Annotated in this window: 21 protein-coding genes, 1 tRNA gene and 1 pseudogene; 10 read left to right on the forward strand and 13 right to left on the reverse strand. The window is 65.3% G+C overall.

The features are described 5' to 3' along the window. The first annotated feature begins 34 nt into the window (after nt 1-34). Both AC58D2_RS13790 and AC58D2_RS13795 read left to right on the forward strand, forming a co-directional pair. Nucleotides 35-3,004, forward strand: coding sequence for a TonB-dependent receptor (locus AC58D2_RS13790; protein WP_497391271.1), 2,970 nt, complete (start codon nt 35-37; stop codon nt 3,002-3,004). Next, nucleotides 2,998-4,980, forward strand: coding sequence for an Atxe2 family lasso peptide isopeptidase (locus tag AC58D2_RS13795; RefSeq protein WP_497391273.1), 1,983 nt, complete (start codon nt 2,998-3,000; stop codon nt 4,978-4,980). The genes AC58D2_RS13790 and AC58D2_RS13795 overlap by 7 nt, the downstream gene beginning before the upstream one ends. 14 nt (nt 4,981-4,994) lie before the next feature. Here AC58D2_RS13795 and AC58D2_RS13800 read toward each other — a convergent pair. The 8 genes and pseudogenes from AC58D2_RS13800 to AC58D2_RS13835 form a co-directional block, all read right to left on the reverse strand. Next, nucleotides 4,995-6,584 (reverse strand): annotated as a pseudogene (locus tag AC58D2_RS13800) (asparagine synthase-related protein); the annotation flags it as partial. After that, on the reverse strand, nt 6,581-7,231 hold the full coding sequence (locus AC58D2_RS13805; protein WP_497391275.1) for a lasso peptide biosynthesis B2 protein: 651 nt from the start codon (nt 7,229-7,231) through the stop codon (nt 6,581-6,583). The gene AC58D2_RS13805 and the pseudogene AC58D2_RS13800, both read right to left, overlap by 4 nt. Before the next feature lie 50 nt (nt 7,232-7,281). Beyond that, a complete protein-coding gene (locus AC58D2_RS13810) occupies nt 7,282-7,404 on the reverse strand; it encodes a benenodin family lasso peptide (RefSeq protein WP_497391277.1) in 123 nt (40 codons plus the stop codon). 72 nt (nt 7,405-7,476) lie between these two features. Beyond that, entirely contained in the window at nt 7,477-7,599 is a 123-nt protein-coding gene (locus AC58D2_RS13815; protein ID WP_497391279.1) for a benenodin family lasso peptide, read from the reverse strand. A gap of 97 nt (nt 7,600-7,696) precedes the next feature. Next, the gene (locus AC58D2_RS13820) at nt 7,697-8,320 is read right to left on the reverse strand and encodes a GntR family transcriptional regulator (RefSeq protein WP_497391281.1); all 624 of its coding nucleotides are present in this window, start codon (nt 8,318-8,320) and stop codon (nt 7,697-7,699) included. Further along, on the reverse strand, nt 8,317-9,219 hold the full coding sequence (locus tag AC58D2_RS13825) for a phytanoyl-CoA dioxygenase family protein (protein WP_497391283.1): 903 nt from the start codon (nt 9,217-9,219) through the stop codon (nt 8,317-8,319). Before AC58D2_RS13825 ends, AC58D2_RS13820 begins: the two co-directional genes overlap by 4 nt. Before the next feature lie 13 nt (nt 9,220-9,232). Further along, on the reverse strand, nt 9,233-9,841 hold the full coding sequence (locus AC58D2_RS13830; protein ID WP_497391285.1) for an acyl-homoserine-lactone synthase: 609 nt from the start codon (nt 9,839-9,841) through the stop codon (nt 9,233-9,235). A 77-nt stretch (nt 9,842-9,918) separates the two neighbouring features. Next, complete coding sequence (locus AC58D2_RS13835; protein ID WP_497391287.1) at nt 9,919-10,662, reverse strand: LuxR family transcriptional regulator; 744 nt, start codon at nt 10,660-10,662, stop codon at nt 9,919-9,921. A 426-nt stretch (nt 10,663-11,088) separates the two neighbouring features. Between AC58D2_RS13835 and AC58D2_RS13840 the strand changes: the two genes are divergently transcribed. The 6 genes from AC58D2_RS13840 (at nt 11,089) to AC58D2_RS13865 (ending at nt 14,720) form a co-directional block, all read left to right on the forward strand. Continuing rightward, entirely contained in the window at nt 11,089-11,604 is a 516-nt protein-coding gene (locus tag AC58D2_RS13840) for a helix-turn-helix domain-containing protein (RefSeq protein WP_497391289.1), read from the forward strand. Between the two features lie 60 nt (nt 11,605-11,664). Then, nucleotides 11,665-11,997 carry a hypothetical protein gene (locus AC58D2_RS13845; RefSeq protein ID WP_497391291.1) on the forward strand — a complete coding sequence of 111 codons (333 nt, stop codon included), beginning with the start codon at nt 11,665-11,667 and terminating at the stop codon, nt 11,995-11,997. A 35-nt stretch (nt 11,998-12,032) separates the two neighbouring features. Further along, the gene (locus AC58D2_RS13850) at nt 12,033-12,509 is read left to right on the forward strand and encodes a hypothetical protein (protein ID WP_497391293.1); all 477 of its coding nucleotides are present in this window, start codon (nt 12,033-12,035) and stop codon (nt 12,507-12,509) included. After that, nucleotides 12,473-13,447, forward strand: coding sequence for a JAB domain-containing protein (locus AC58D2_RS13855; protein WP_497391295.1), 975 nt, complete (start codon nt 12,473-12,475; stop codon nt 13,445-13,447). Before AC58D2_RS13850 ends, AC58D2_RS13855 begins: the two co-directional genes overlap by 37 nt. Before the next feature lie 150 nt (nt 13,448-13,597). After that, on the forward strand, nt 13,598-14,359 hold the full coding sequence (locus tag AC58D2_RS13860) for a transcriptional regulator domain-containing protein (RefSeq protein ID WP_497391297.1): 762 nt from the start codon (nt 13,598-13,600) through the stop codon (nt 14,357-14,359). A 178-nt stretch (nt 14,360-14,537) separates the two neighbouring features. Continuing rightward, the gene (locus AC58D2_RS13865) at nt 14,538-14,720 is read left to right on the forward strand and encodes a helix-turn-helix transcriptional regulator (RefSeq protein ID WP_242780550.1); all 183 of its coding nucleotides are present in this window, start codon (nt 14,538-14,540) and stop codon (nt 14,718-14,720) included. A gap of 120 nt (nt 14,721-14,840) precedes the next feature. Here the strand turns inward: AC58D2_RS13865 and AC58D2_RS13870 are convergent, their stop codons facing one another. Further along, nucleotides 14,841-16,052 carry a tyrosine-type recombinase/integrase gene (locus AC58D2_RS13870; RefSeq protein WP_497391300.1) on the reverse strand — a complete coding sequence of 404 codons (1,212 nt, stop codon included), beginning with the start codon at nt 16,050-16,052 and terminating at the stop codon, nt 14,841-14,843. A 197-nt stretch (nt 16,053-16,249) separates the two neighbouring features. Next, a tRNA-Tyr gene (locus AC58D2_RS13875) sits at nt 16,250-16,335 on the reverse strand. A 78-nt stretch (nt 16,336-16,413) separates the two neighbouring features. Between AC58D2_RS13875 and rlmB the strand changes: the two genes are divergently transcribed. Further along, nucleotides 16,414-17,181, forward strand: coding sequence for a 23S rRNA (guanosine(2251)-2'-O)-methyltransferase RlmB (gene rlmB / locus AC58D2_RS13880; RefSeq protein ID WP_497391302.1), 768 nt, complete (start codon nt 16,414-16,416; stop codon nt 17,179-17,181). A 6-nt stretch (nt 17,182-17,187) separates the two neighbouring features. Here rlmB and AC58D2_RS13885 read toward each other — a convergent pair whose 3' ends face one another. Continuing rightward, complete coding sequence (locus AC58D2_RS13885) at nt 17,188-17,505, reverse strand: 2Fe-2S iron-sulfur cluster-binding protein (protein WP_497391304.1); 318 nt, start codon at nt 17,503-17,505, stop codon at nt 17,188-17,190. Nucleotides 17,506-17,609: 104 nt separating this feature from the next. On the opposite strand from AC58D2_RS13885, the gene AC58D2_RS13890 reads away from it, so the two are divergent. Beyond that, nucleotides 17,610-18,227, forward strand: coding sequence for a DNA-3-methyladenine glycosylase family protein (locus AC58D2_RS13890; protein WP_497391306.1), 618 nt, complete (start codon nt 17,610-17,612; stop codon nt 18,225-18,227). A gap of 243 nt (nt 18,228-18,470) precedes the next feature. On the opposite strand, the gene AC58D2_RS13895 is transcribed toward AC58D2_RS13890, so the two are convergent. Together AC58D2_RS13895 and tig are read right to left on the reverse strand one after the other, a co-directional pair. Further along, a complete protein-coding gene (locus AC58D2_RS13895) occupies nt 18,471-19,013 on the reverse strand; it encodes a hypothetical protein (protein WP_497391308.1) in 543 nt (180 codons plus the stop codon). A 395-nt stretch (nt 19,014-19,408) separates the two neighbouring features. Then, nucleotides 19,409-20,941, reverse strand: coding sequence for a trigger factor (gene tig, locus AC58D2_RS13900; protein ID WP_497391310.1), 1,533 nt, complete (start codon nt 20,939-20,941; stop codon nt 19,409-19,411). Nucleotides 20,942-21,001: the final 60 nt, after the last annotated feature.

Genomic DNA, 21,001 nt, shown 5'->3' on the forward strand with positions numbered 1-21,001 from the left:
GACGGCCATCGCGGCCGCATTCTGGGAGGGACATATGAGAATTCGGACCATCGCCGCACTGCTCGCCGCCACCACCTCGGCGACCGCGCTCGTCGCGCCCGCGGCCGCTGCGCAGCAAGCCCAAGCGACCTATGATATCCCCGCGCAGGATCTCGGCGAGGCGATCCGGGCCTATTCGCGCATCGCGGGCGAGCCGGTCATCGCCGCCGACAGCCTCGTCGCGGGCAAGCGCAGCAGCGCCGTTCACGGCCGCCTCTCGCCCGACGCCGCGCTCGGCCGCCTCCTCGCGGGCACCGGCCTTACGGTCGCGCGCGTTGACGGCACACGCGTCGTGCGCGCAGGAAACGGGCCCAATGCGGGCGGATCGACTGAGACGGCGGAACCGGCAACTGATCCGGCCGTCGACGCAAAAGCCGACGAAGCGATCATCGTCACCGGCTCGCGTATCCGCGGCGCGGGCCCGGTCGGCTCGCCCGTCGTCACCATCGACCGCGCGGCGATCGAGAAGAGCGGCTATGGCACGGTCCAGCAATTGCTCCAGGCGCTGCCGCAGAATTTCGGGGGCGGCCCGACCGAGACGACGCTCGGCGCGACGACGCGTAACGGCGCGGGCAGCGATGCGACCTATGGATCGAGCATCAATCTGCGCGGTCTCGGCGCCTCGTCGACGCTCGTGCTGATCGACGGCGTGCGCCCCGCGCTCGGCGGCCTCGGCGGCGTGTTCGCGGACGTCTCGCTCATCCCGGTGAGCGCGGTCGAGCGCATCGAGGTGCTGACCGACGGCGCCTCGGCGATCTACGGCGCCGACGCGGTTGCGGGCGTCGTCAATGTGCGGCTGCGCAATCGTTTCGGCGGCGCCGAGACGATGCTGCGCGCGGGCACCGCCGACGGCGATATGAGCGAGGTCCAGTTCAGCCAGCTCCTCGGCAAGAGCTGGAGCGGCGGCCATATCGTCTTCGCCTATCAATTTTCCGAGCGCGGCGCACTTGCCGCCGCGAAGCGCTCCTATGCGCGCGAGGACCTTCGCGCATTTGGCGGCGGCGACTATCGGACGCTCTTCGCGGTGCCGGGGACGATCACCGCGGCGAACGGACAGGTGTTCGGCATCCCCGCGGGACAGGACGGCACCGCGCTCACCGCCGCCGATCTTCTCCCCGGCGTCCAGAACCGGCGCGACGGACGCGCGGCGAGCGAACTCCTGCCGCGCCAGCGCGTCCACAGCCTCTATGCGAGCGGCGAATTCGACCTGACCGACAGTCTGACCCTGCGCGCCAATCTGCTCGCCGCCGAGCGCCGCTACCGGCAGACCGGCAAGAGCGATTTCCTCCGCCCCGTAGCTGTCCCCGTCACCAACCCCTATTATGTCGACCCGATCGGAACCGGCGAACCGGTGTCGGTCGCCTATAATTTCGTGCGAGAGTTCGGCCCGCAGATCAACAGCGGCCGCGTGCGCGCGATCTCGGCCGCAGCGGGGCTCGAACAGGCATTCGGACCTTGGCGCTTGCAGTTCGGCGGTAACTACGGCCGCCAGAAGGGCAAGGCGAGCTTCGCCAATGTCGTCAACAGCGCGCGGCTGGCGGCGGCGCTCGCAGATCCCGACCCGGCGACCGCGTTCAATATCTTCGGGGACGGGAGCGCGAACAATGCAGCGACCATCGCCCGCATTCGCGGTGGATATCAGACCATCGACACCTTCGAGAGCTGGTCGGCAGCGCTGCGCGCCGATGGTCCGCTCTTTCGCCTCCCGGCGGGCGAGGTCCGGCTCGCGGTCGGCGCCGAGTATCGGCGCGAAGCCTATGATTATTTCACCATCGACGATCTGAGCTCGCTCGTCCCCAACGCCGCTCCGCTCGCCGCGCTGCCGGGAGCGCGTCACGTCAAATCGCTCTATGGCGAACTGCTCGTCCCGATCTTCGGCGCAGACAATCGCATGCCGGGGTTCGAGCGCCTCGACCTGACAATCGCCGGGCGCATCGAGGATTATAACCAGTTCGGCCGCACCGAAAATCCCAAGTTCGGAGTTCGCTGGGAACCCGCGGAAGGCATTGCGCTGCGAGCCTCCTATGGCACCTCGTTCCGCGCGCCGCAGTTCGACGAATTGATCGGTGAAGCGCTGGCGTTCAACACGACGCTTCAGGTCCCCGACCCATTGTCCCCCTCGGGTACCGCGAACGTCATCGGTCTTTTCGGCTATGCGCCGGACATCCAGCCCGAGAAGGCGACGACTTGGACCGCGGGTTTCGATATCGCGCCGCGAGCGCTTCCCGGCCTCAAGATGAGCTTCACTTATTATGACGTCGACTATCGCGACCGCATCGGCAGCGTCAGCGAGGATTATCTTCGCTTCCTCGTCGACCGCGCCGCGTTTGCGGGCGTGGTCACCGAAAACCCCTCGCCCGACCGCGTCGAGACTCTTTTCAGCTCGCCGATCTTCAGCAACCCGTTCGGCTTCGCGCGGGGCGAGATCGACGCGATCATCGACGGGCGGACGCGCAACCTTTCGCGCGAACGCCAGCGCGGGATCGATTTCGATATCGCCTACGCCCCCGAACTTGCCGGCGGCAGCCTCGATCTCGGGATCGCGGGGACGCGTATCCTTTCGATCAAGCGGCAGCTCACCGCCGGGGCGCCGTTCAACGATGTCGTCGGTCTCTATGCGAGCCCGGTCAAATGGCGGCTGCGCGGCCGCGCCGGCTGGTCGAAGGACGGTTTCTCGGCGAACGCTTTCGTCAATTATGTCGATGGCTATCGCAACCAGATCGTAACGCCCGCAGCGCGCGTCCCGGCGTGGACAACGGTCGATGTCAGTTTGGCGCAGGCGGTCGGCGCGCGCACCGGAGACGGCCGCCGCGGCCTCAGTCTGGCGCTCAGCATCCTCAACCTCTTCGATCGCGACCCGCCCTTCGTCGAGGTCCAGAGCAGCAATTCGGCGCTCGGCTACGATCCGGAGAAGGCCAATCCGCTCGGGCGGACGATCGCGCTGCAGGCGACGATCCGATGGTAAGCCGCGCCGCGCTGCTTCTCGCCCTGCTCGGGGCGGCGCCATCCGCCGCGAGCCAGACGACCCCGCGCGCGATCGCCGAAATCGCCGACATATCGGGACTCGCGGCTTCGCCCGATGGCCAGTGGATCGCCTACCGGATCGAACGGCCGTCGACGGTGACGAACCGGATCGACGTCGACTGGTATCTTGCCGCCGCCGACGGCAGCACGCCGCCGCACCGGCTCGGCCGCACCGGAACCGCGATCCTCTACGAGGTCGGCGTCGTGATGCCCGGCGAAGTGCAATGGGCGCCCGACAGCCGGAGCCTCGTCGTGCGCGCGCTCGTCGACGGGCGCATCGCGCTGTGGCGAAGCCATATCGATGGCTCGGGCTTTCGCGAGATCGTCACCGGCGACGGCGACATCGAGGCGTTCAGGGTCCAGCCCGACGGGTCGATCGTCGCGAGCGAAGGCCCGCAGCGCGCGGCCATTGCGCGTGCCGAGGATGCCGAGCGCGCGGCGGGCATATTGGCCGACGGCCGCGTCGATCTCGCCGCACCGCTCTACCGCGGCGCGCTGGTCAACGGACGGCCCGCGACCCTGCGCTTCACCGGCGACTGGTTCGACCGCGCGCCGCTGCTCGCCGAGCGCCCGCGCGACGTCTACGTCCACGATTCTCGCAGCGGCGCCTCGCGCGCTGCGAGCGAAGCCGAGCGCGCGTCGCTCCCGCCGCCGCTCCCGTACCCGCCCGCGGCGCCGCCGGCGGCGCTGCGTGCGCTGCTCGAGGCGAACAATGTCTGCTTCGAGCTTGCCGGCTGCGCCGACGACGCGCTCCGCCTCGCGGCGCTCGCCCCGCTCTCCGACGGGCGGACGGTCGCGACGGTTCGCGACCGCGGCTTTCGCGAGACGCTCCTCATCTGGTCCCCCATGGCGGCGCGCCTTGAGCCACTCGCATCGTCGGAGGGCCTGTTGTCGGGCGGGCGCGACGAGGATACGCCCTGCGCCGTCACCTCCGCTGCGCTCTTCTGCGTCGAGGCGGCGCCGGCAATCCCGCCGCGCCTCGTCCGCATCGGGCTCGACGGGGCGAAGACCCTTATCGATACACCCGACAATTTTCCTGACAGCGACGGGCTCCTTGCCGAAACCATCGCCTGGCAGGTGGGCGGCAGCCGTGCGTCGGGCGTCTATATTCGTCCGAAGATCCCCGGGCGGCTGCCGCTCTTCATCAATTACTATCGCTGCCCGGGCTTCGTCCGCGGCGGCCTCGGCGACGAATATCCACTCCACGCCATGGCGGCGCACGGCATCGCGACGCTCTGCATCAATGTGATGCCGGGCGGCGATACCGCCGAGGCGCGCTACGCGCTCGGCCTCAAGGCCGTCACCGCCGCCATCGATCATCTCGCGGAACAGGGTCTCGTCGACCGGAGGCGGGTCGGAATGGGCGGGCTCAGTTTCGGAAGCGAGGTGACGCTGTGGACGGCGACCCACAGCGATTTGCTGCGGGCCGCGGCGATCGCCTCGACGAGCTTCGGCCCGGCCTATTACTGGTTCAATGCACGGCCCGACCGAAGCATGTTCGCCGACAATCTCCGCAGCACCTGGAAACTCGGAGCGCCCGACACCGATCGCGCCGGCTGGAAGCGAATGTCGCCCGCCGCCAACATCGACCGCATCCGCGCGCCGGTGCTGATGCAATTGCCCGAGAGCGAAGCGAGGCAGACGATCGAGTTACAGAGCAAGCTTGCCACCGCGCACATGGGCGAGCTTCATATCTTCCCGCTCGCGCCGCACATCAAATATGAGCCGCGGCAGAAGCTCGCCATCTACCAGCGCAACCTCGACTGGTTTCGCTACTGGCTCAAGGGCGAGGTCGACCCCGATCCCGCGAAAGCGGCGCAATATGCACGCTGGTCCGCACTCGGTCCAAAAGCGCACAGTTCCTCGGCCGAGCGCAGCCAGAGTTCGATATCGGCGATTTCGAGCAAGCGGAAATAGAGAAAATCGCCGTCGGCAAGGTCGCGGGCAAGATAGGCGTCGACCGCGGCACGATCGAGCCACCCGCCGGCGGCGAGGCGCCCTTCTAAAAGCAATTCGCGGATTTGCGGCCGCTGGCGAATATAGGCCGCCGCGGCCATCGATTCGATGCGCCCCTTGCCGCGCCGCCATATGATCTCGGGCGGCAGACGATGCGCGAACGCGGCGCGCGCGACGGCGCGGTCGCGGCCGCCTTCGATCCACATCCAGCTCGGCACCGAAAGGCAAAATTCGACGACGGGCTGCGACAGCAAAGGCGCGACCACATCGCGGTCGGCCCAGCGGAGCGGACGGTCGACGAAATCGAGGATACGGCGGACCGCCTCGACATGGTTGCGTTTGGCCTGGCGCACCGCAAGCGCACCCTCGTCCCACGGATGCGCGAAGGGCGCCGCGGGGATTGCTTGCGGGCGAATAAATTCGGTTTCGCGGCGCCATCCCCCCCGCGGTCCGCGCCGCCAGGCCTGCCAGGCGAAGCGCTCGGCCTCCCAGAGCGTCGCGCCGCCGCCGCGCGCGACATCGCGGAGCACGCCGAAGGCGCGGCGACCCGGGCCAAAGGCAGCCACGGCGTCCAGGAAGGGCGAGACCGAGCCGTCGAAGGCGAAGATATTGTCGCCGCCCGTGCCTCCGAACACCGATAGCTCACGCGCGCCGACCGCGCGATCGAAGCCGCGGTCGATCCCGCGCAGCACCGAATAGGCGCCGGGCCGCGGCCCCAGGACCGCAGGCGGCGCGACGAGATCGATATCGGACAGGTCAAGCGCGACTTCGGTCAGTTCGATCCCGACATGCGCTGCTACCGCGCGCGCATAAATCCGTTCGTCGCCATCGGCGCCGGGGGTGACGAACGTCAGGGCTGCGAAGTCGGCGCCGACGCCCGACAATGCGGCGGCGACGATCGAGGAATCGAGCCCGCCCGACAGCTCGAGGAGGATGCCGGAGCGCGTCGCGCTCCAGGCGCGCACCGCCTCGATCAGGCGGCATTCGAGTTCGATCGCCAGATCGGCCATCGCCGATGTCCGGACCGTCGCGACATGATCCCAGGGCGACCAGAGCGGGCGCACATGGGCGCCCCGCGCCCGCTGCTTGAGCCGCATTCCGGGAAGCAGCTCGAAGACGCCGGAAATTCCGGTGCGTTCGGTGCGCAAATTGACGTAAACGAGGGCCTGCGAGACAAAATCCGCATCGATACAGACGCCCTCGATGAGGTCGATCACGGGATCGAGGTGCGATGTGCACAGGATGCCGCCCTGCCATTCGATCCAGTAGAGCGGCATTCCGGTGAGCGGGGCCCGATCGACGCGCCATCCCCCCCCGGTTCTGGCGAAGGCCAGATAATCACCCCAGCCGTCTGCCGGCGAATGACAGGTCGTGCCGGGTAGCGGAAAAATCTCGCCAAGCAGGATCGCGCCATCGGGCATCAGCCGGTCGGCGATCGCTTCGCCCGCGTAGAGCGCAAGTCCAGGAGAAGGCGATATCCGGCGCATCCCGGCCCGGATGGCGAAGGCATCGACCGCGCCGGCGCCCGGCCCGTCGCCGAGAAAGGCAAGGACGCCGCGCCTCATCCCACCACCATGATCGGCGTGTAATTGCGCGCCTCGGCCGATGTTCCGGTCAGGATCGTCGTCGGTGTCTGTAGCCAGCAATGCGCGGCGAAGGGATCGAGGCGCACGCCGAACACCAAGGTCGCGGCGATCCGGCGCGAAAGCATGAGGCGATCGAGCGCGAGCGCATCGACGAGACAGCGAGCCTGGACAGGAACAAGCCAGCGGCACGCCGCATAACAGAGCGCGGTATCGACCGCAGCCACTTCGCAGGCGGCCGCGTGGCCCCGCTTCGTTTCGGCCAGCTTTGCGACAGTCCGCGCAATCTGGTCGGGCTTCATCGCGCGCCGCGCCCAGCGGAGGGCATGGGCGGCGCGCAGACTCATTGTCAGGCTGAACGCGCCGTCCGCGTGCGCCGCGAGATCGCGAAGCGGAACGGTGATCTCCGTCGGAGCGAGGCTCGAAGGGCCATCGGAGCGAGACAAGAGTCCGGTTGCGATCAGCCGCGACATCGCTTCGCTGTCGTTGGGCGCGCCCGCGCGCAGCCGCTCGAAAGCGGCGCGGTCCCTGCCCCGCAGCGCCATATATTTGTCACGCGCGAGATCGAGAAAGACGAGTTCCCCGCCCGTCTCGCAATAGCCCGTACCAGGTGCTAGCCGCCAGCTCATGGGAGAAACCGCAGGTACGGAAGCGGTCCATGACCGCTCCCGAAACCCGCTCAATCCTGTTCGATTCCGGGGCGGATCATCCGGCCGCCGGGCTCGAACGGCAGTCCCCAGTCGCCCGCAGTATCCGCGCTGACGGCGCCGAGTTCGACGAGATCATTGTCTTCGCGTTCCATCGCATTTTCCTTGTGCTCGATTATGGAAAGGCGGTGTGCCGGGAACCGGACTGGCCGGCCCCCGGCGCCCGGTCAGTCGACGCTCAGGCCGAGCGGCTTGAACTTGCCGCTGATTTCGCCGCCGGCGCCAACGTCGCCGGCGGTATCGGCGCTGACGCTGCCGAGTTCGATCAGTTCACTGGTTTCACGATCCATGACCGTTACCTTTCGCAATGCCGCGGGATTGCGGCACCTCCAAAGCTAGGACCGCCGTTTCAGATAGGAATTTTATACGATTCAAATCGTTCGAATATTATCCGAGCGGCTGTTCGCGAGGCCGGAGTTCGGCAACGACGCGGCCCGTGTGCCAGGTCCGGCGGCGATGGAAGCGCGTGATTTTGCTGCGTAAAGCGCTCCAGCGCCCATAGCGAAAATCCGCGTCCATGGCCTTCAGCGCATCACGGCATTGGTGATCGACGCGTGCTTCGACGAGGCGAAATATCTCGGATCGATCGACGAGATTGGCGACCGCCTGACGCAGTTCGCGATTTTCACTCATCCAGGCGATCGCCCGGAACAGGAAAGCGACCTCCTCGCGATAGGTGCCCGGCATCGAGTCGCCGAACGGCCCGCCGGGGATTCCCGGCTCGGGCAATTTGCCGTCGAGCGCCAGCGTCAGCAGCCAGCCTGTCCAGACATAGAGATCGTGAAGATCGGCCTCGGCGAGGATGGGTTGCCGGAAACCCTCCTGATGCCAGGTCTCGATCAGCCGCTCGCCGGACAATCGATGCAGCGCATCGCGCACGGGTGTCGGGCTCACCCCGAGATTGCGAGCGAGCTGCGCGGGATCGAGCCGCTCGCCGGGCGCGAACGCACCGCGCATCACCTTCGCCTTCAATTCGAAGTAGACGCGCTCCATGGTGGCGCCGGGGCTCATGCCGCACGCGTCCCGTCCTCGCCTTCGCGCCGCTGCGACGCGACATGCCCGGCGAGCATCTCCGCTTGATCGGGCCGCAATGCATCGACGGCCGCCAGCGGCGCTTCGGGATAGCCGCCGAACAGGACCGACGGGCATTGCCCCTCGAAATTGCCGAGATTGGGGCGATGCTGGACATAGCCGACGAGTTCGGACAGCGGCCGCGAGAAGGTGCGTGCGATCTCGGGCGGATAGGCGAGGCACTGGTTCTCATAAGTCTTGAGCCAGCCGAGACTGTAGCTGATGATGATCGCGCGGCGCACGCCGTCACTCCGGTTTCCGCCCGCGCCGTGGAGCGTCGAGCCGAGGAAGACGATCGCATCGCCGGGGTCGGCTTCGGCGACGATCGCGGGCCCCTCGCCCGCGTCGCTTACCGAGCGCGCGCCATGGCTTCCCGGCCAGATCAGCGTCGCGCCATTTTCGGCGGTGAAAGGCGTGAGCGGCCAGATGGTGTTGACCAGATATTCGATACGCCCATGCTCGGCTTGCCACATATCCTCGTCGCGGTGCGGAAACTGCGGCAAGGCGCCGGGATGGAGTTCGATCGCCTGGCTGAGATTGAGCTGAATCCGGTCGCACCAGGGCTCAAGGATTTGCTGCGCCAGCGCGAGAATCTCGGGATGGCGGACGAGCGTCTCGACATAGGGCGAGCGGATCAGCAGGCGGCCGAAACGCTTGGTGCGTTCGCCATAGAAGCCGCCCTCGCAAAAGGGCGTCGCGACAAAGCGATCGGCGAGATCGGTTTCGATTTCGGCGATGATATTCGGATCGACTGCACCGCGAATGATGGTGAAGCCGTCACCTGGCAAGCTGCCGCGCGTAGTAGCCGCCGGCGCATCCCGATGCATTGGAGCTGTCATGACCCCGCCCCTTTCAAGCGGCCGCGGCGGGCAGCGGTACCGCCGCGCCGATCCCGGCAGCAGCGAGGCGGCCGGGTGTCGCCGGGTCGATTTCAATACGCAGCGCCCGGAGGCGCCGCCCGCCATCGATGACCGCATCGCCCAGCGCCGCGCAGTCCCAGCCGAACTGCCGAATCTGCCGGAACCAGGGCTCTTCGGCGACCCCGGTGTAGCTATGGATGCCGGAGGCCAGCGCATGATCGACAAGGCCGGTAAGAAGCAGGTCGCGCGCCTGCCGCCGCGTCGGCGCGTTCGCCTCGCGCGACAGGCAGAAGCGGGTGATCTCGGAAATCCCCGGGCCGCGCGGAACCGGACCCGCGACAAGATGGGAAAAGAGGGCGTCGAGCAGCGCCGGCCGCGTCGTCGGGAGCAAACGCGCCGACGCGAGATGACCGCCGTCCTTGTCGGTCACGATGAGGTAGGTCGCATGGGGGTCGTCGAACTGGTCGACCTCGAAGCGGCCGGCGAGCACTGGCAAGTCCCATTTCAAAAGATCGACGAAGACGCGCTTGCGCGCCTCGAACATCGAGCGAAGCGCGACATGCTCGCGCGTCCGGTTGTCCCGGTCCACGGTTATCAGCATTGGGTGTCTCCCTTGATTGCAGAGACAGTCCAATTGAAGCGCATCGCGCGGCCGCGCCATACCAAGAAAGGGGGGTGTCAGCCGCCCGCGACGTCGCCGAAGGTGATCGCGCTGTCGAACAGCGCTCGGATCGCGAGGCTCGTCCGGCTCGGCGCCTCGTAGCGTTCGCGCGCATTCTTCAGATGCTCGCTGATCGTATTCTCCTTGAGGCCAAGAATCTGGGCAATCACCCCGTCTGATTTCCCCCGCGCGACCCAAAGCACGCATTCGATCTGGCGATCGGTCAAGCGCGGCCGATTGATGTCTATAGCAGGTCCCGAAATCTGCCGCGCCGCCTCGAAGGCGAAGGCCGCGATCGTCTGCGCAAACATCAAGGCCTCGGGCGTCGCGGCGGCGCCGCTTCGCCACGCAAAGGAGACCGACCCATGGGCCTCGCCGGGCAGATGGGCAGGCACGGTCAAGCCGTCGTGGATGTCGTGCCGCCGGGCGCGCGCGAATATAGCCGCGTCGCCCGGACGCTCGGGCGAGAAGCCAGTCATCTCATGCCACAAAAAGCCCGCCATTCGCTTCTGGCTCGCGCGGTGCACCGGATCGGAGGTGCCGAGCCCGCGCACATCGAACCAGTGCGCCCAGTCTTCGGGATAATTGTGGATTCGGACGCCCTTCCTGGGCGCGGCGAGGAAATCGACATGATGGGTGAGCGCGAACCAGGAACATCCCATTCGTGCACAGGCCTCGAGAAGGATATCGACCAGAGCATCTTCGCTGGCGGCCGACATGGCGTCGGCCGCCAGCCGCAGCGCAGCGTCGGGCGTTGGCATTGCGACCCATAGCAACAACGGCAGCGTTCTCGAACCGCTCGATCCGCTCTTGCTTCCCTTCCGGTGCCGGCCTCGCCTTCCTCTCAAATGGCAGGGAGGCCGAGCGTGGGGCATCGCCGCTGGTCTGGAGCGATGCGGAAAGTCCCCAAGGCTAGAGAGCGATGAATATATTTCAAATATATTCGTTAGTTAGTCTCAATTTGAGAGTTGTTGTGCCTGTCGCCGCCGACGCCCTCATGGCCTGCATGTTTTTCGCATGGCTTGGCCTGCAAGCCGACCCGAAACGAGGCGCCGGCGGCGCTCCGGCCAAGCCAAAAAGCCGGCGATTTCGTCCGGCAGTTGAGAATTGGGCACAGATTCAGCAATATAGATTCGACCAGCAACTTTTTATGAGGTCAGCGACGGGAGCAAATACCGAAACACGTCATGGAAGGGTCGCAAACTTCTGCCACCGACGACCGGCTCCGCTGGGACCGGCTGACCGACAAGCAGCGCGCCTGCCTCGACCTGCTGCTCGAGCGCAAGACGTCGAAAGAGATCGCGCGCCTGCTCGGTATTTCCAAACACACCGTCGATCAGCGCCTGAGGACGGCAAGGGCCGCCCTGGAGGCCGACGACCGCGACGACACCGCCATCCGCTATGCACGCCTCAAACGCATATACGACCGGATCGCATACGACCCGTTGGACATTCCTCCGACAGCGACAATCATGCCATCCGGGATCGCAGACGGCGGCCCGGCCAACGTCCTCAAACTGCACGATCGCGGCGAGAAGGCGGGCGTCCCGGAACCATCCCCGCTGTCCGGGAAGATCTGGAGACACGACCACAGGTCGACGACGAGGCTGTTGATCATCGGGGCAGGTTTGCTCGCGGCGGTCCTCATCTTCCTCGGCGGCCTCAACATCGCCGAAACCCTGTCGCGGCTCGTCTCCGGCTGACCTTCTCAAATATCGTTCGTGCAACTGCCGGAGCGCCGCGCTTCCGGCCAAGGAGAAGTCATGTCCGAAAGCATCAACATCATGGCGGCCCGCCTCCAGCATCAGGTACCCGCCGCCGAGATCCGTATCGACGATGCGATGATCGCTATCGCGTCGCTGATGGCGAGCATCGTCACCGCGCGCCGCGACACGGCCGGCGTCCCGCCTGTGCGGGGTCAGGCAACGATCCGGCGGCTGGCGAGGATGCAGACCGCGCTGGTCGAGGTGAGCGGCGACGCGCTTCGCGTCCACGGCGATCTCGCCGACATCGCCCGCGAAACCGCTGGGCTCGACATGCACGAATGCCCGTCGATTGCAGCCGACGGTGCCGACCGGCCGGCAGCCGCCCGCTAGTTGACCGGGGGCCGTCGGCGTGGTTTCTGATTGCGATGATCCGGATCGCGATCTTCCATCTGCTGCTGCTGGCGGCCCTCCTCTACGCTCTGCGCAAGGGCGGCGGTCCGGAACGGGCGATGGCACTGATCATCATCGCGATGAGCGCCAGCGATCTCTTGTTACACCAGTTCGTGCCGCCGCGCTTTACCTCGCTCGACGCTGGTCATCTCGCCATCGACCTTTCTGCGGCCGCGGCAACGATGGTGCTGGCGCTGACGGCGCATCGCTTCTGGCCGATGGCAGCGGCGGTGCTGCAATTGCTTCCCCTCCTCGCGCATTTCAGCAAGGCGGTAAGCGTATCGGTTCATCCTGTGGCCTATCTCACGATGCAGGTCGGCGCGAGTTGGCTCTTGCCGCCGCTCCTCGTCCTTGCAACCTGGCGACATCAGCGACGTATCCGGACGACCGGCAGCGATCGGTCCTGGCACGCCTCGTGGCGGCGATCGACCCCGGCAACTGCGAACAGATAGCGGCGACCCTTCTCGCCGAGTTTCGCAGCCTCGCACGCATCTGGGCGCAAAGTCCGGAGGCCCCGTCGCGTGTCCTGCCGGCCTGGCCTTCGATCGTGCCGCTGCTGCTCGGCGCGCGCGATGCGATGCTCGAAGGCATGGCTGCGGACCTCGGGGCCGCGCCCATCGATCCCTTCGATCCCGCGCTGCGCCGCTATCTCATCGCCGCCATGGGGTCGCTGCCCGAAGAGCATCTGCGTGTTCTCTTTCTCGATCCGGCGCGCCGGCTCATTGCCGACGAGCAATTGCAACGAGGCTCGCTCGGCCAACTTGCGATTTATCCGCGGACGATCTTCCGCCGCGCGCTCGAGCATAATGCCGCCGCCATCATTCTGGTCCACAACCATCCAAGCGGCGACCCCAACCCCAGCGACGAGGATATATCGGCCACCCGCAAGCTCGACCAAATTGGCCGTGCGCTCGATGTGGCAATTCTCGATCATATGATTGTGACGAGCGCGCAGGTTCATCACATCATGAGCGAAGACGCGATCGCCGGCATGGCGAACAAGCCCGCGCGCTATATGCTGCGGAGCCCGATCGGAGCGCAAGACGACGATCCGGACGAGCGGATATTGCAAAATGCACGGGTCGTCGCGCGGCGCCGGCTGCTGCGCCGCCAGTTGCTCGGTGCTTCCGACCTCTTCGGCGAGCCCGCGTGGGACATGCTGCTCGATCTCTTCATCCAGCAGTGCGAAGGCAGGCTATTGCCGATGTCGTCGCTCTGCCTATCTGCCGATATTCCGAACAGCAGCGCGATGAAGCTGATCCAGCGGCTATGCGACGCCGGGCTGCTCGAACGATGGCCCGATCCCCACGACGGTCGCCGGAGCCTGATCAAGATCAGCCCCGACACCGAACATCGCCTGCGCGCCTATTTTGCCGAAGGCACCGAATAGGCCGCTTCGCGAGCGGAACGCGCCCGATCCGGGCCTGAACCACGCTGCCCACTCCCCTCGTCCCGCGCCGCCGGCCAGCCGCTGACGCCGGCACGATCCCGCCGGTCGCCGCAGCATGGAAATATTCCGAGTATATTCCGGATATTCGGGATGACCGAACACCCACCCGCTGCGGACTGGCGTTCGCCCGATGCCTATTCGGAGCTCCTGCTCTGCGACCGACGGGCCTTCGCTTGGGAATGGCTTCGCCGCAGCCCGGCCTATCGCGACCTCTGGAGCGATCCGGGACGATCGGCCCGTGCGGTTCCAGGACATATCGGGCTTCTGGCCTGGATCGATCCGGGGCTTGCCGCTCCCGATGCGCGCCCGATCTGGAGCATCGACACCGATCCGCACGTACTGCGCGGTCGCCCCGTCGATGCGGTCGGCGCCGCCGCCGACCTCGTCGATATTCGATCGCTTTCCGCCCTCGTGTCGGTCGAGGTCGATGCGGCGCAGGTCGAGCATTGGCTGCTCAGCGACGGGCACTGGGCGGTTCGCCTCGACCTTCACGACGGCACGCTGCTCGGCGGACCGACCTTGGTGGAGCATCGCGTGACGGGTCTCGCGTCGGCAGAGCCGAAGATCGAGGCGCTCCGGCAGTTCGTCCTCCTTGCCCGGAAGGGCCAACTCTCGGCATCGCTTTTGCCCCGCGAACGGCGTGCGGCGCAGTGGATTCTCGAACTGCGCGCCGGAGACGCGCTCCTGGATGGCGCACCCCAGCAGGCGATAGCGCGCGCGCTGTTCCGGCATGCCATAGCCGCTGAGCGATGGCGGATCGAAAGCGCCTCCTATCGCCTGAGAGTCCAAAGGCTCGTTCGCGTCGCGCGCCGCTATCTCGCCGCGCCGCTCAGCGGTCCATGGTTCGATTGACGGCACGCGTCTGCAGGGTCGTGCACGATATCGCATGGCGGAACGGCCTGCGGCATCCGTCGGCGACAAGACGAAGCATCGCCGCACGCTCGCCCATAACCGGCTGCCGAGGCTTGATGGGCGGAGCCTGCCCATCCAGATCGCATTCGGGAGTGTCAAAGCGAAGACAGGATATGTCATGGAACCCGAACGATTTCTGCGAATGCAAAGCGTGCTCGACCGGACCGGCCTCAGCCGTGCGACGCTCTACCGACAAATCCACGACGGCAGCTTTCCGCGCCAGCTTCAACTCACCCGCCGATGCGTCGCATGGCGTGAATCCGAGATCGAAAACTGGATGGCCGGACGGCCCGCGTCCTGAAGCCCGGGAGACGCTTTCGCGACGGCCGAGATCCTCGCCCGCTCTCGGCTTACCGTGAAATCACGCACTGGCGACAGGCCCGCCGCCGCCAGTGCGCACTCAATTGGGGCCGCGCTCGGTTTACACCGGCGACCCTATGTTTTCTGATATGGCAGCGCCGCCGGCACAATAGTTCCCCCACGCGTCCATCAGCCTGACACGCGCGCCCGGCTGGCCCGGCGTGCCAAGATAGGTTGTACGCCGATAGGCCGCCTGCACAGCATCGGGTGTCTTGTGAGCCAGCGCAGCTTCCACCACGGCATCGGGAAAATCCTCGTTGGCCGCCCAGTCGGTGAATGTGGAACGGAAGCCGTGCACATGGAACGGCTCCTTCATGTCGCGCAGCACTTTGAGCAGCGTCATGTCCGACATCGGCTTTCCGGCCACGCCCGGAAAAACGACATCGGTATCGGGAAGCCGGAAGGCATTGGCCTTGGCGAGCACCGCCAAAGCTGCGTCGGATAGCGGGACCATGTGGGCCTTGCCCCGCTTCATATGGTCGGCCGGAATGGCCCAGAGGCGCCCTGCGAAATCAAACTCATCCCAAGTCGCGAGCCGAACCTCCTGGCTGCGCACGCCTGTAAGGATCAGCAGTTCGAGCGCCAGCCGTCCGAATGCGGGCTTTCGACGCAAGGCGACCATGAAATCGGGCAGCGCGCTGTAAGGCATCGCCTTGCGATTCTCGCGCGATTTCACTTGGCGCGGCAATCCGCGCCCGGCTTTCAGGCTGCCATTGCCAGACGGAGCTTCGCTGGAGCGCCAGCCTTTTGCATGCGCATAATCGAGGACGACGCAGATCCGGTTGCGCACCTGACGCGCTGTTTCGGGGATCTCCTGCCAAATCGGTGACAGCACGTCGATAATCGCCGCCGCGGAGATTCTCCCGGTCGGAAGGTCGCCCAACTTCGGGAAGGCATGGCGCTCGAGGGCCGCAAGCCATTGGCGGGCATAGACGGCGCTTTTCCAGCCTGCCGCATTCTCGCTATGATATTGGCGCGCCGCTTCCCGGAATGTCACCTTGGCGGCAGCTTCGTCCTTCCTCTCCGCCAGCACATCGCGACCGTCGATCTTGACCGCCTTGCGGAGTTCGTTGGCCTTTTGACGAGCCTCCAAGAGCGATAACAATTTGGCGCTGCCCAAGCCGATGTCATGACGCTTGCCGTCACGTTGCAGACGCAAAAGCCAATACGCTCCACCACTTTTGTTTACCTTCAAAAACAGCCCGTCACCGTCTTGGTAGGTACCAGGACGTGTCATAGCTGCCTTGATCGCGAAAGCCGTGAGCTTTTTCATAGGGTTACCCCGTATTTTTATCCCCACACTTGGGAGGCCGATTCTCGAAGGTCAAAAAATCTATCCCCACATTCCTCCCACAGTTTTCACTGCGCTGCAGTGATATCGAATGAGATGCAGAGGACCGAACCATGCGATGATACGCTAGGTTTTCTGCCATTTCTAGGGATTTTAGGAGATGCCCTCGGACCGGAGGGTGGTGGACAGGGCTGGATTCGAACCAGCGTACGGAAACCCGGGCAGATTTACAGTCTGCTGCCTTTAACCACTCGGCCACCTGTCCATGGGGTCCGCGTTGGGAAGTGGCCCAATGGCGAAACGAGGCTTGCCTGTCAATGGCAGTCGTGGGAAAGGCGCGGACATGAGGCAATTTTCCCGTCATCGCCGCCCGCAAGGCGGCAATAATCGCGGCCAGGGCATCCGTTTCTGGGGCCGCCACGCGGTCCTGGCGGCGCTCGCCAATCCCGAGCGCCGCGTGAAGCGAATCTGGGGCACGCGCGAAGCCCTGGGGCAGCTCGATCTGCCGCCCGTCGTTCCGATCTCCTACGCCGATGTCGCCGACCTCGCGCGGCTCGTCGCGCGCGATGCCCCGCATCAGGGTCTCGTCATAGAGGTCGACCCGCTCGACGGGCTGTTCCTCGGCGACGTGCTGCAGGAAGAGGTCGACGCCGGCAGCACGCGCCCGCTCATCATACTCGACCAGGTGACCGACCCGCACAATATCGGCGCCGTGCTGCGCTCTGCCGCCGCGTTCGATGCCGCGGCGATCGTGACCCAGGACCGGCACAGCCCGCCGGAGAGCGGCGTGATCGCCCGCTCGGCCTCCGGGGCGCTCGAAAGCGTACCGTGGGTGCGCGTCGTCAATCTCTCGCGGGCGCTGGAAGAGATTGCCGAAGCGCAATATTGGCGCATCGGGCTCACCGGCGACACCGAAACGACACTGGGCCAGACGCTCGACGGCAGCAAGGTTGCCCTGGTGCTCGGGTCGGAAGGCGAAGGGATGCGTCACAATGTCATGGAGCATTGCGACGTTCTGGCGCGGCTGCCGATTTCGCCGCGCATGGAAAGCCTGAATATCTCGAATGCAGCGGCCGTCGCTCTTTACGCGGTGGCGACGGCCGCAGCCTGACCGATATCAATCCTCTTCGGCGATCCGCACCTTCAGGCCGTCGAGCGCGTCGCTGAACGGGATCTGGCACGACAGGCGCGACGTGTCGTCGCGGTCGCTCGTCGAATCGAGCAGGTCGTTCTCGTCCTCGCTCATCGCCGGAATCGCGTTCGTGTCGCCGGCTTCGACATGGACGTGGCACGTCGCGCACGAACAGCAGCCGCCACATAGCGCGAGCAGTTCGTCGAAGCCCGCGTCGCGGATATTTTCCATCACGGTCAGGCTGGTATCGCCCTCGATCTCATGTTCGGTCCCGTCGCGCGTCACAACAATCAGCTTGGCCATGCTCGTCCCCAATATCGTTTGATTCGAGAGGCGCTATGTCGCGCGTTGCGCGCCAAATCAAGCGTTGCTAAGGAATACGCTGTGGAACAAAAGGGGAATATGATATGGGCCTGAGCCAGGAGCAGTTGAATGCCGGAATCGACGCGCTCGCGCGGGTCGAGCCCGATTTCGCACGCGCGCTCGGACATGCGGGCTATCCCGAACCACGCATCCGGGAGCCGGGTTATACGACCTTGCTGCGCACCATCGTCGGCCAGCAGGTCAGCGTCGCGGCGGCCACATCGATCTGGAACAAGCTCGAAGCGGCATTCGGCACCGGGTGCCCCGCCGAAGTGATGGCGGCCGCCGACTTCGACGCGCTGCGCGCGTGCGGCCTTTCGGCCCAGAAGCAGAGCTATGCGAAAAGTCTTGCCCGGCTCATCCTCGACGGCGAGCTCGACGTCGCCGCCCTTCCCGCCGACGATGAAGACGCGATCGCGTTGCTGACCAAGGTGAAGGGGATCGGGCGCTGGTCGGCCGAAATCTATCTGCTTTTCGCCGAAGGCCGGCCCGACATCTGGCCGGCGGGCGACCTCGCGGTGCAAGAGGCGGTCGGCCGCATCTTGCGGCTGGAGGCGCGGCCGAGCGAGAAACGGGTTCGCGAGCTCGCCGAAGGCTGGCGCCCGCACCGCGGCGCCGCCGCGATCTTCAGCTGGCATTGCTATAATATGGACGTGATCTAGGCGGATCGGATCGGATCGATTCAACAACGGCGCGATATTTCCAAAGTTCAGGAAAGTTCAGCCTTGTGCGCCCGCTCGTCCGTACCCGATGGCCAGGCCGGAGACCTCCCGTCCGCCTCGCCGGGGCCGTGTCCCAAGCCGGGCAGCGAGCGCTGTTATCCACCAAATGAAAGAGCCGGATGAAGGCTGGCACAGCCGAATAATGTAGGACAGCTTTTTTTTGCGATGGTGGTTTTGGGGTGGTTAGCCGTTGGACTGCTTCTGGATCAATTCGTAGACCGAGCGGACATTCGAAATCCGAATGAACTGCGGCGTTTGATCAAAAGTCGGCTGCCAAATGCCGAAATTGCCGCCGGTGAACAAACTGCCTGAAGCGCCAAAGCGGATAGTTCCAGAGCCATCCGATCGTTCATCGAGTTCCAGTGCGGGAAGGCGTTTAATATCCAAAGATTTTATCCCTGATCCGCCCGATCGCTTTTTGATGAGGACACGTCTGTTAGTGACAAAGTAAGTCATTTGTTTTCGGAGGCTTATGTCCACCAAGAACCGGCCGATCGTAAAATATAGACCTGCGATCAGGAACGGCAGGCCGAAAAACTTAAATGACATGTCAGCATCCGCGGCCCAAACGCTCGCATTCCAATATACCGCGAAACCACCCCACAGGAGACTGAATGGGACTAGAAAAAATTCTATCTGACGAAGTATCAGGCCGGTATATGGCCGCCCTTCCCATGCAATTCGTTCATCGGGAAGCAAGTGCAGGTTATTCGTATCGGTCATCATGCCCCCAAGGTGGACTGTTCAGATCAACCTATAACGTCGAGCTACGGCAGCTTGTAGGGCTACCAGCAGCCGAGAGAAATAGCATTTCTCGCTCGATTCCGGTCATTCGATCCAGATCGGCAGCGAACGGCGGGAATGGGGTGGGAAGCGTACGTTCGTCCGCCCACGTTCGTCATCCCGGACTTGATCCGGGATCCATAGCAGCGCCGAAGTCATGAACCCCGGATCAAGTCCGGGGTGACGAGAAGAAGAAGGACCGCTTTCGGTCGAATAAGCGCAAACGCCTCGCCGTCGCCATTGCGGGCCAACCATATGGAGCCGCTCCCGACCACGAATAGAAAAAGGCCGGGCGGAGCATCCTCCACCCGGCCTTTCTATGTCGAGCGTCGCGACGCTTATTTCTTCGCAGGCGCAGCCTTCTTCGCCGGAGCCTTCTTGGCAGCGGGCTTCGCGTCGGCATCGGCCTTCGCGGGGGCTTTCGCCTTGGCGGGCGCCTTCTTGGCAGCCGCGGCCGGCTTGTCCTCGGCCTTCGCCGCCGCGGCCTTCTTGGCCGGCTTTTCGTCGTGGTCGTGGCCGCAGCCCGGACCGTGAACATGCTCTTCGTCGGCTTCGATCGCCGCTTCGAGTTCGTCGCGGGTCACTTCGCGGTCGCTGATCTCGGCCTTTTCGAACAGGAAGTCGACGACCTTGTCCTCATAGAGCGGCGCGCGCAGCTGCGCCGCGGCGAGCGCGTCCTGCTGGACATACTCCATGAACCGCTGGCGATCTTCGGGGCGATACTGCTGCGCCGCCTGCATGATCAGGCGCTGCATTTCCTGGTTCGACACCTGGACGCCGTGCGCCTGGCCGATTTCCGAAAGCAGCAGGCCCAGGCGGACGCGGCGCACCGCGATCGAGCGATATTCGTCGCGATCCTTTTCGAGCTCGGCCTTCGCCGCCTCGGGATCCTCCTCGTGGCTGGCTTCATGCTCGAGCTGCTGCCAGATCTGGTTGAACTCGGCCTCGACCATCGTCGGGGGGACGTCGAAGTCGTGCGACGCGGCGAGCTGGTCGAGCAGCTTGCGCTTCATATAGGTGCGCGTGAGCCCGTTATGCTCCTGCTCGACCTGGTCCTTCATCAGCTCCTTGAGCTTGTCGAGGCTTTCGAGGCCGAGTGATTTTGCGAACTCGTCATCGATCTTGCTGTCGGCGGGCACCTTGACCGTCTTCACGGTCACGGCGAACTCGGCGTCCTTGCCCTTCAGCGTCTCGACCGGATATTCGTCGGGGAAGGTCACCTTCACGGTCTTTTCGTCGCCGGCCTTCACGCCGACGAGCTGGTCTTCGAAGCCGGGGATGAGCTGGCCCGAACCGATTTCGACCGCCATGTCCTCGCCGGTGCCGCCATCGAAGGCGACGCCGTCGACGCTGCCGGCGAAGTCGATGATCACCTGGTCGCCGGTCGCGGCCTTCTTCGTCTTGGGCGCGTCCTCGAACCGCTTCATCTGCGCGGCGAACTCATCGATCTTCGCCATGATCGCCTTGTCGTCGGCGGGCACGGTCAGCCGCTCGAGCGTCAGACCGTCGATCGACGGTGCCTCGATCTCGGGCAACACTTCCAGCGCGACCGTGATCTCGGCATCCTTGCCGCGCTCGTAACCGTCGCCAAGCGAAACCGCGGGCTGCAGCGCGGGGCGCAGCTTTTCCTTGGTCATCAGGTCCTGCACACCGGCATCGATCGCCTTGTTGAGCGCATCGGCCGACAGCGCCTCGCCGTGCATCTTGCGGATCAGGTTCGGCGGCACCTTGCCGGGGCGGAAGCCGGGCATGCGCACCTGCGGCGCAACCGCTTTCACTTCCTCATCGACGCGGGCGTCGATATCCTTCGCGGTGATGGTCAGGCGATATTCGCGCTTCAGGCCTTCGTTCAGCGTTTCGACGGTCTTCATTGCCTTGGTCTTGTCCTTACTCAAAATCTCGTAACATCCCGGCCTGCTCTTTGTCGCGGG

The organism is Sphingopyxis sp. CR5 (assembly GCF_059693785.1).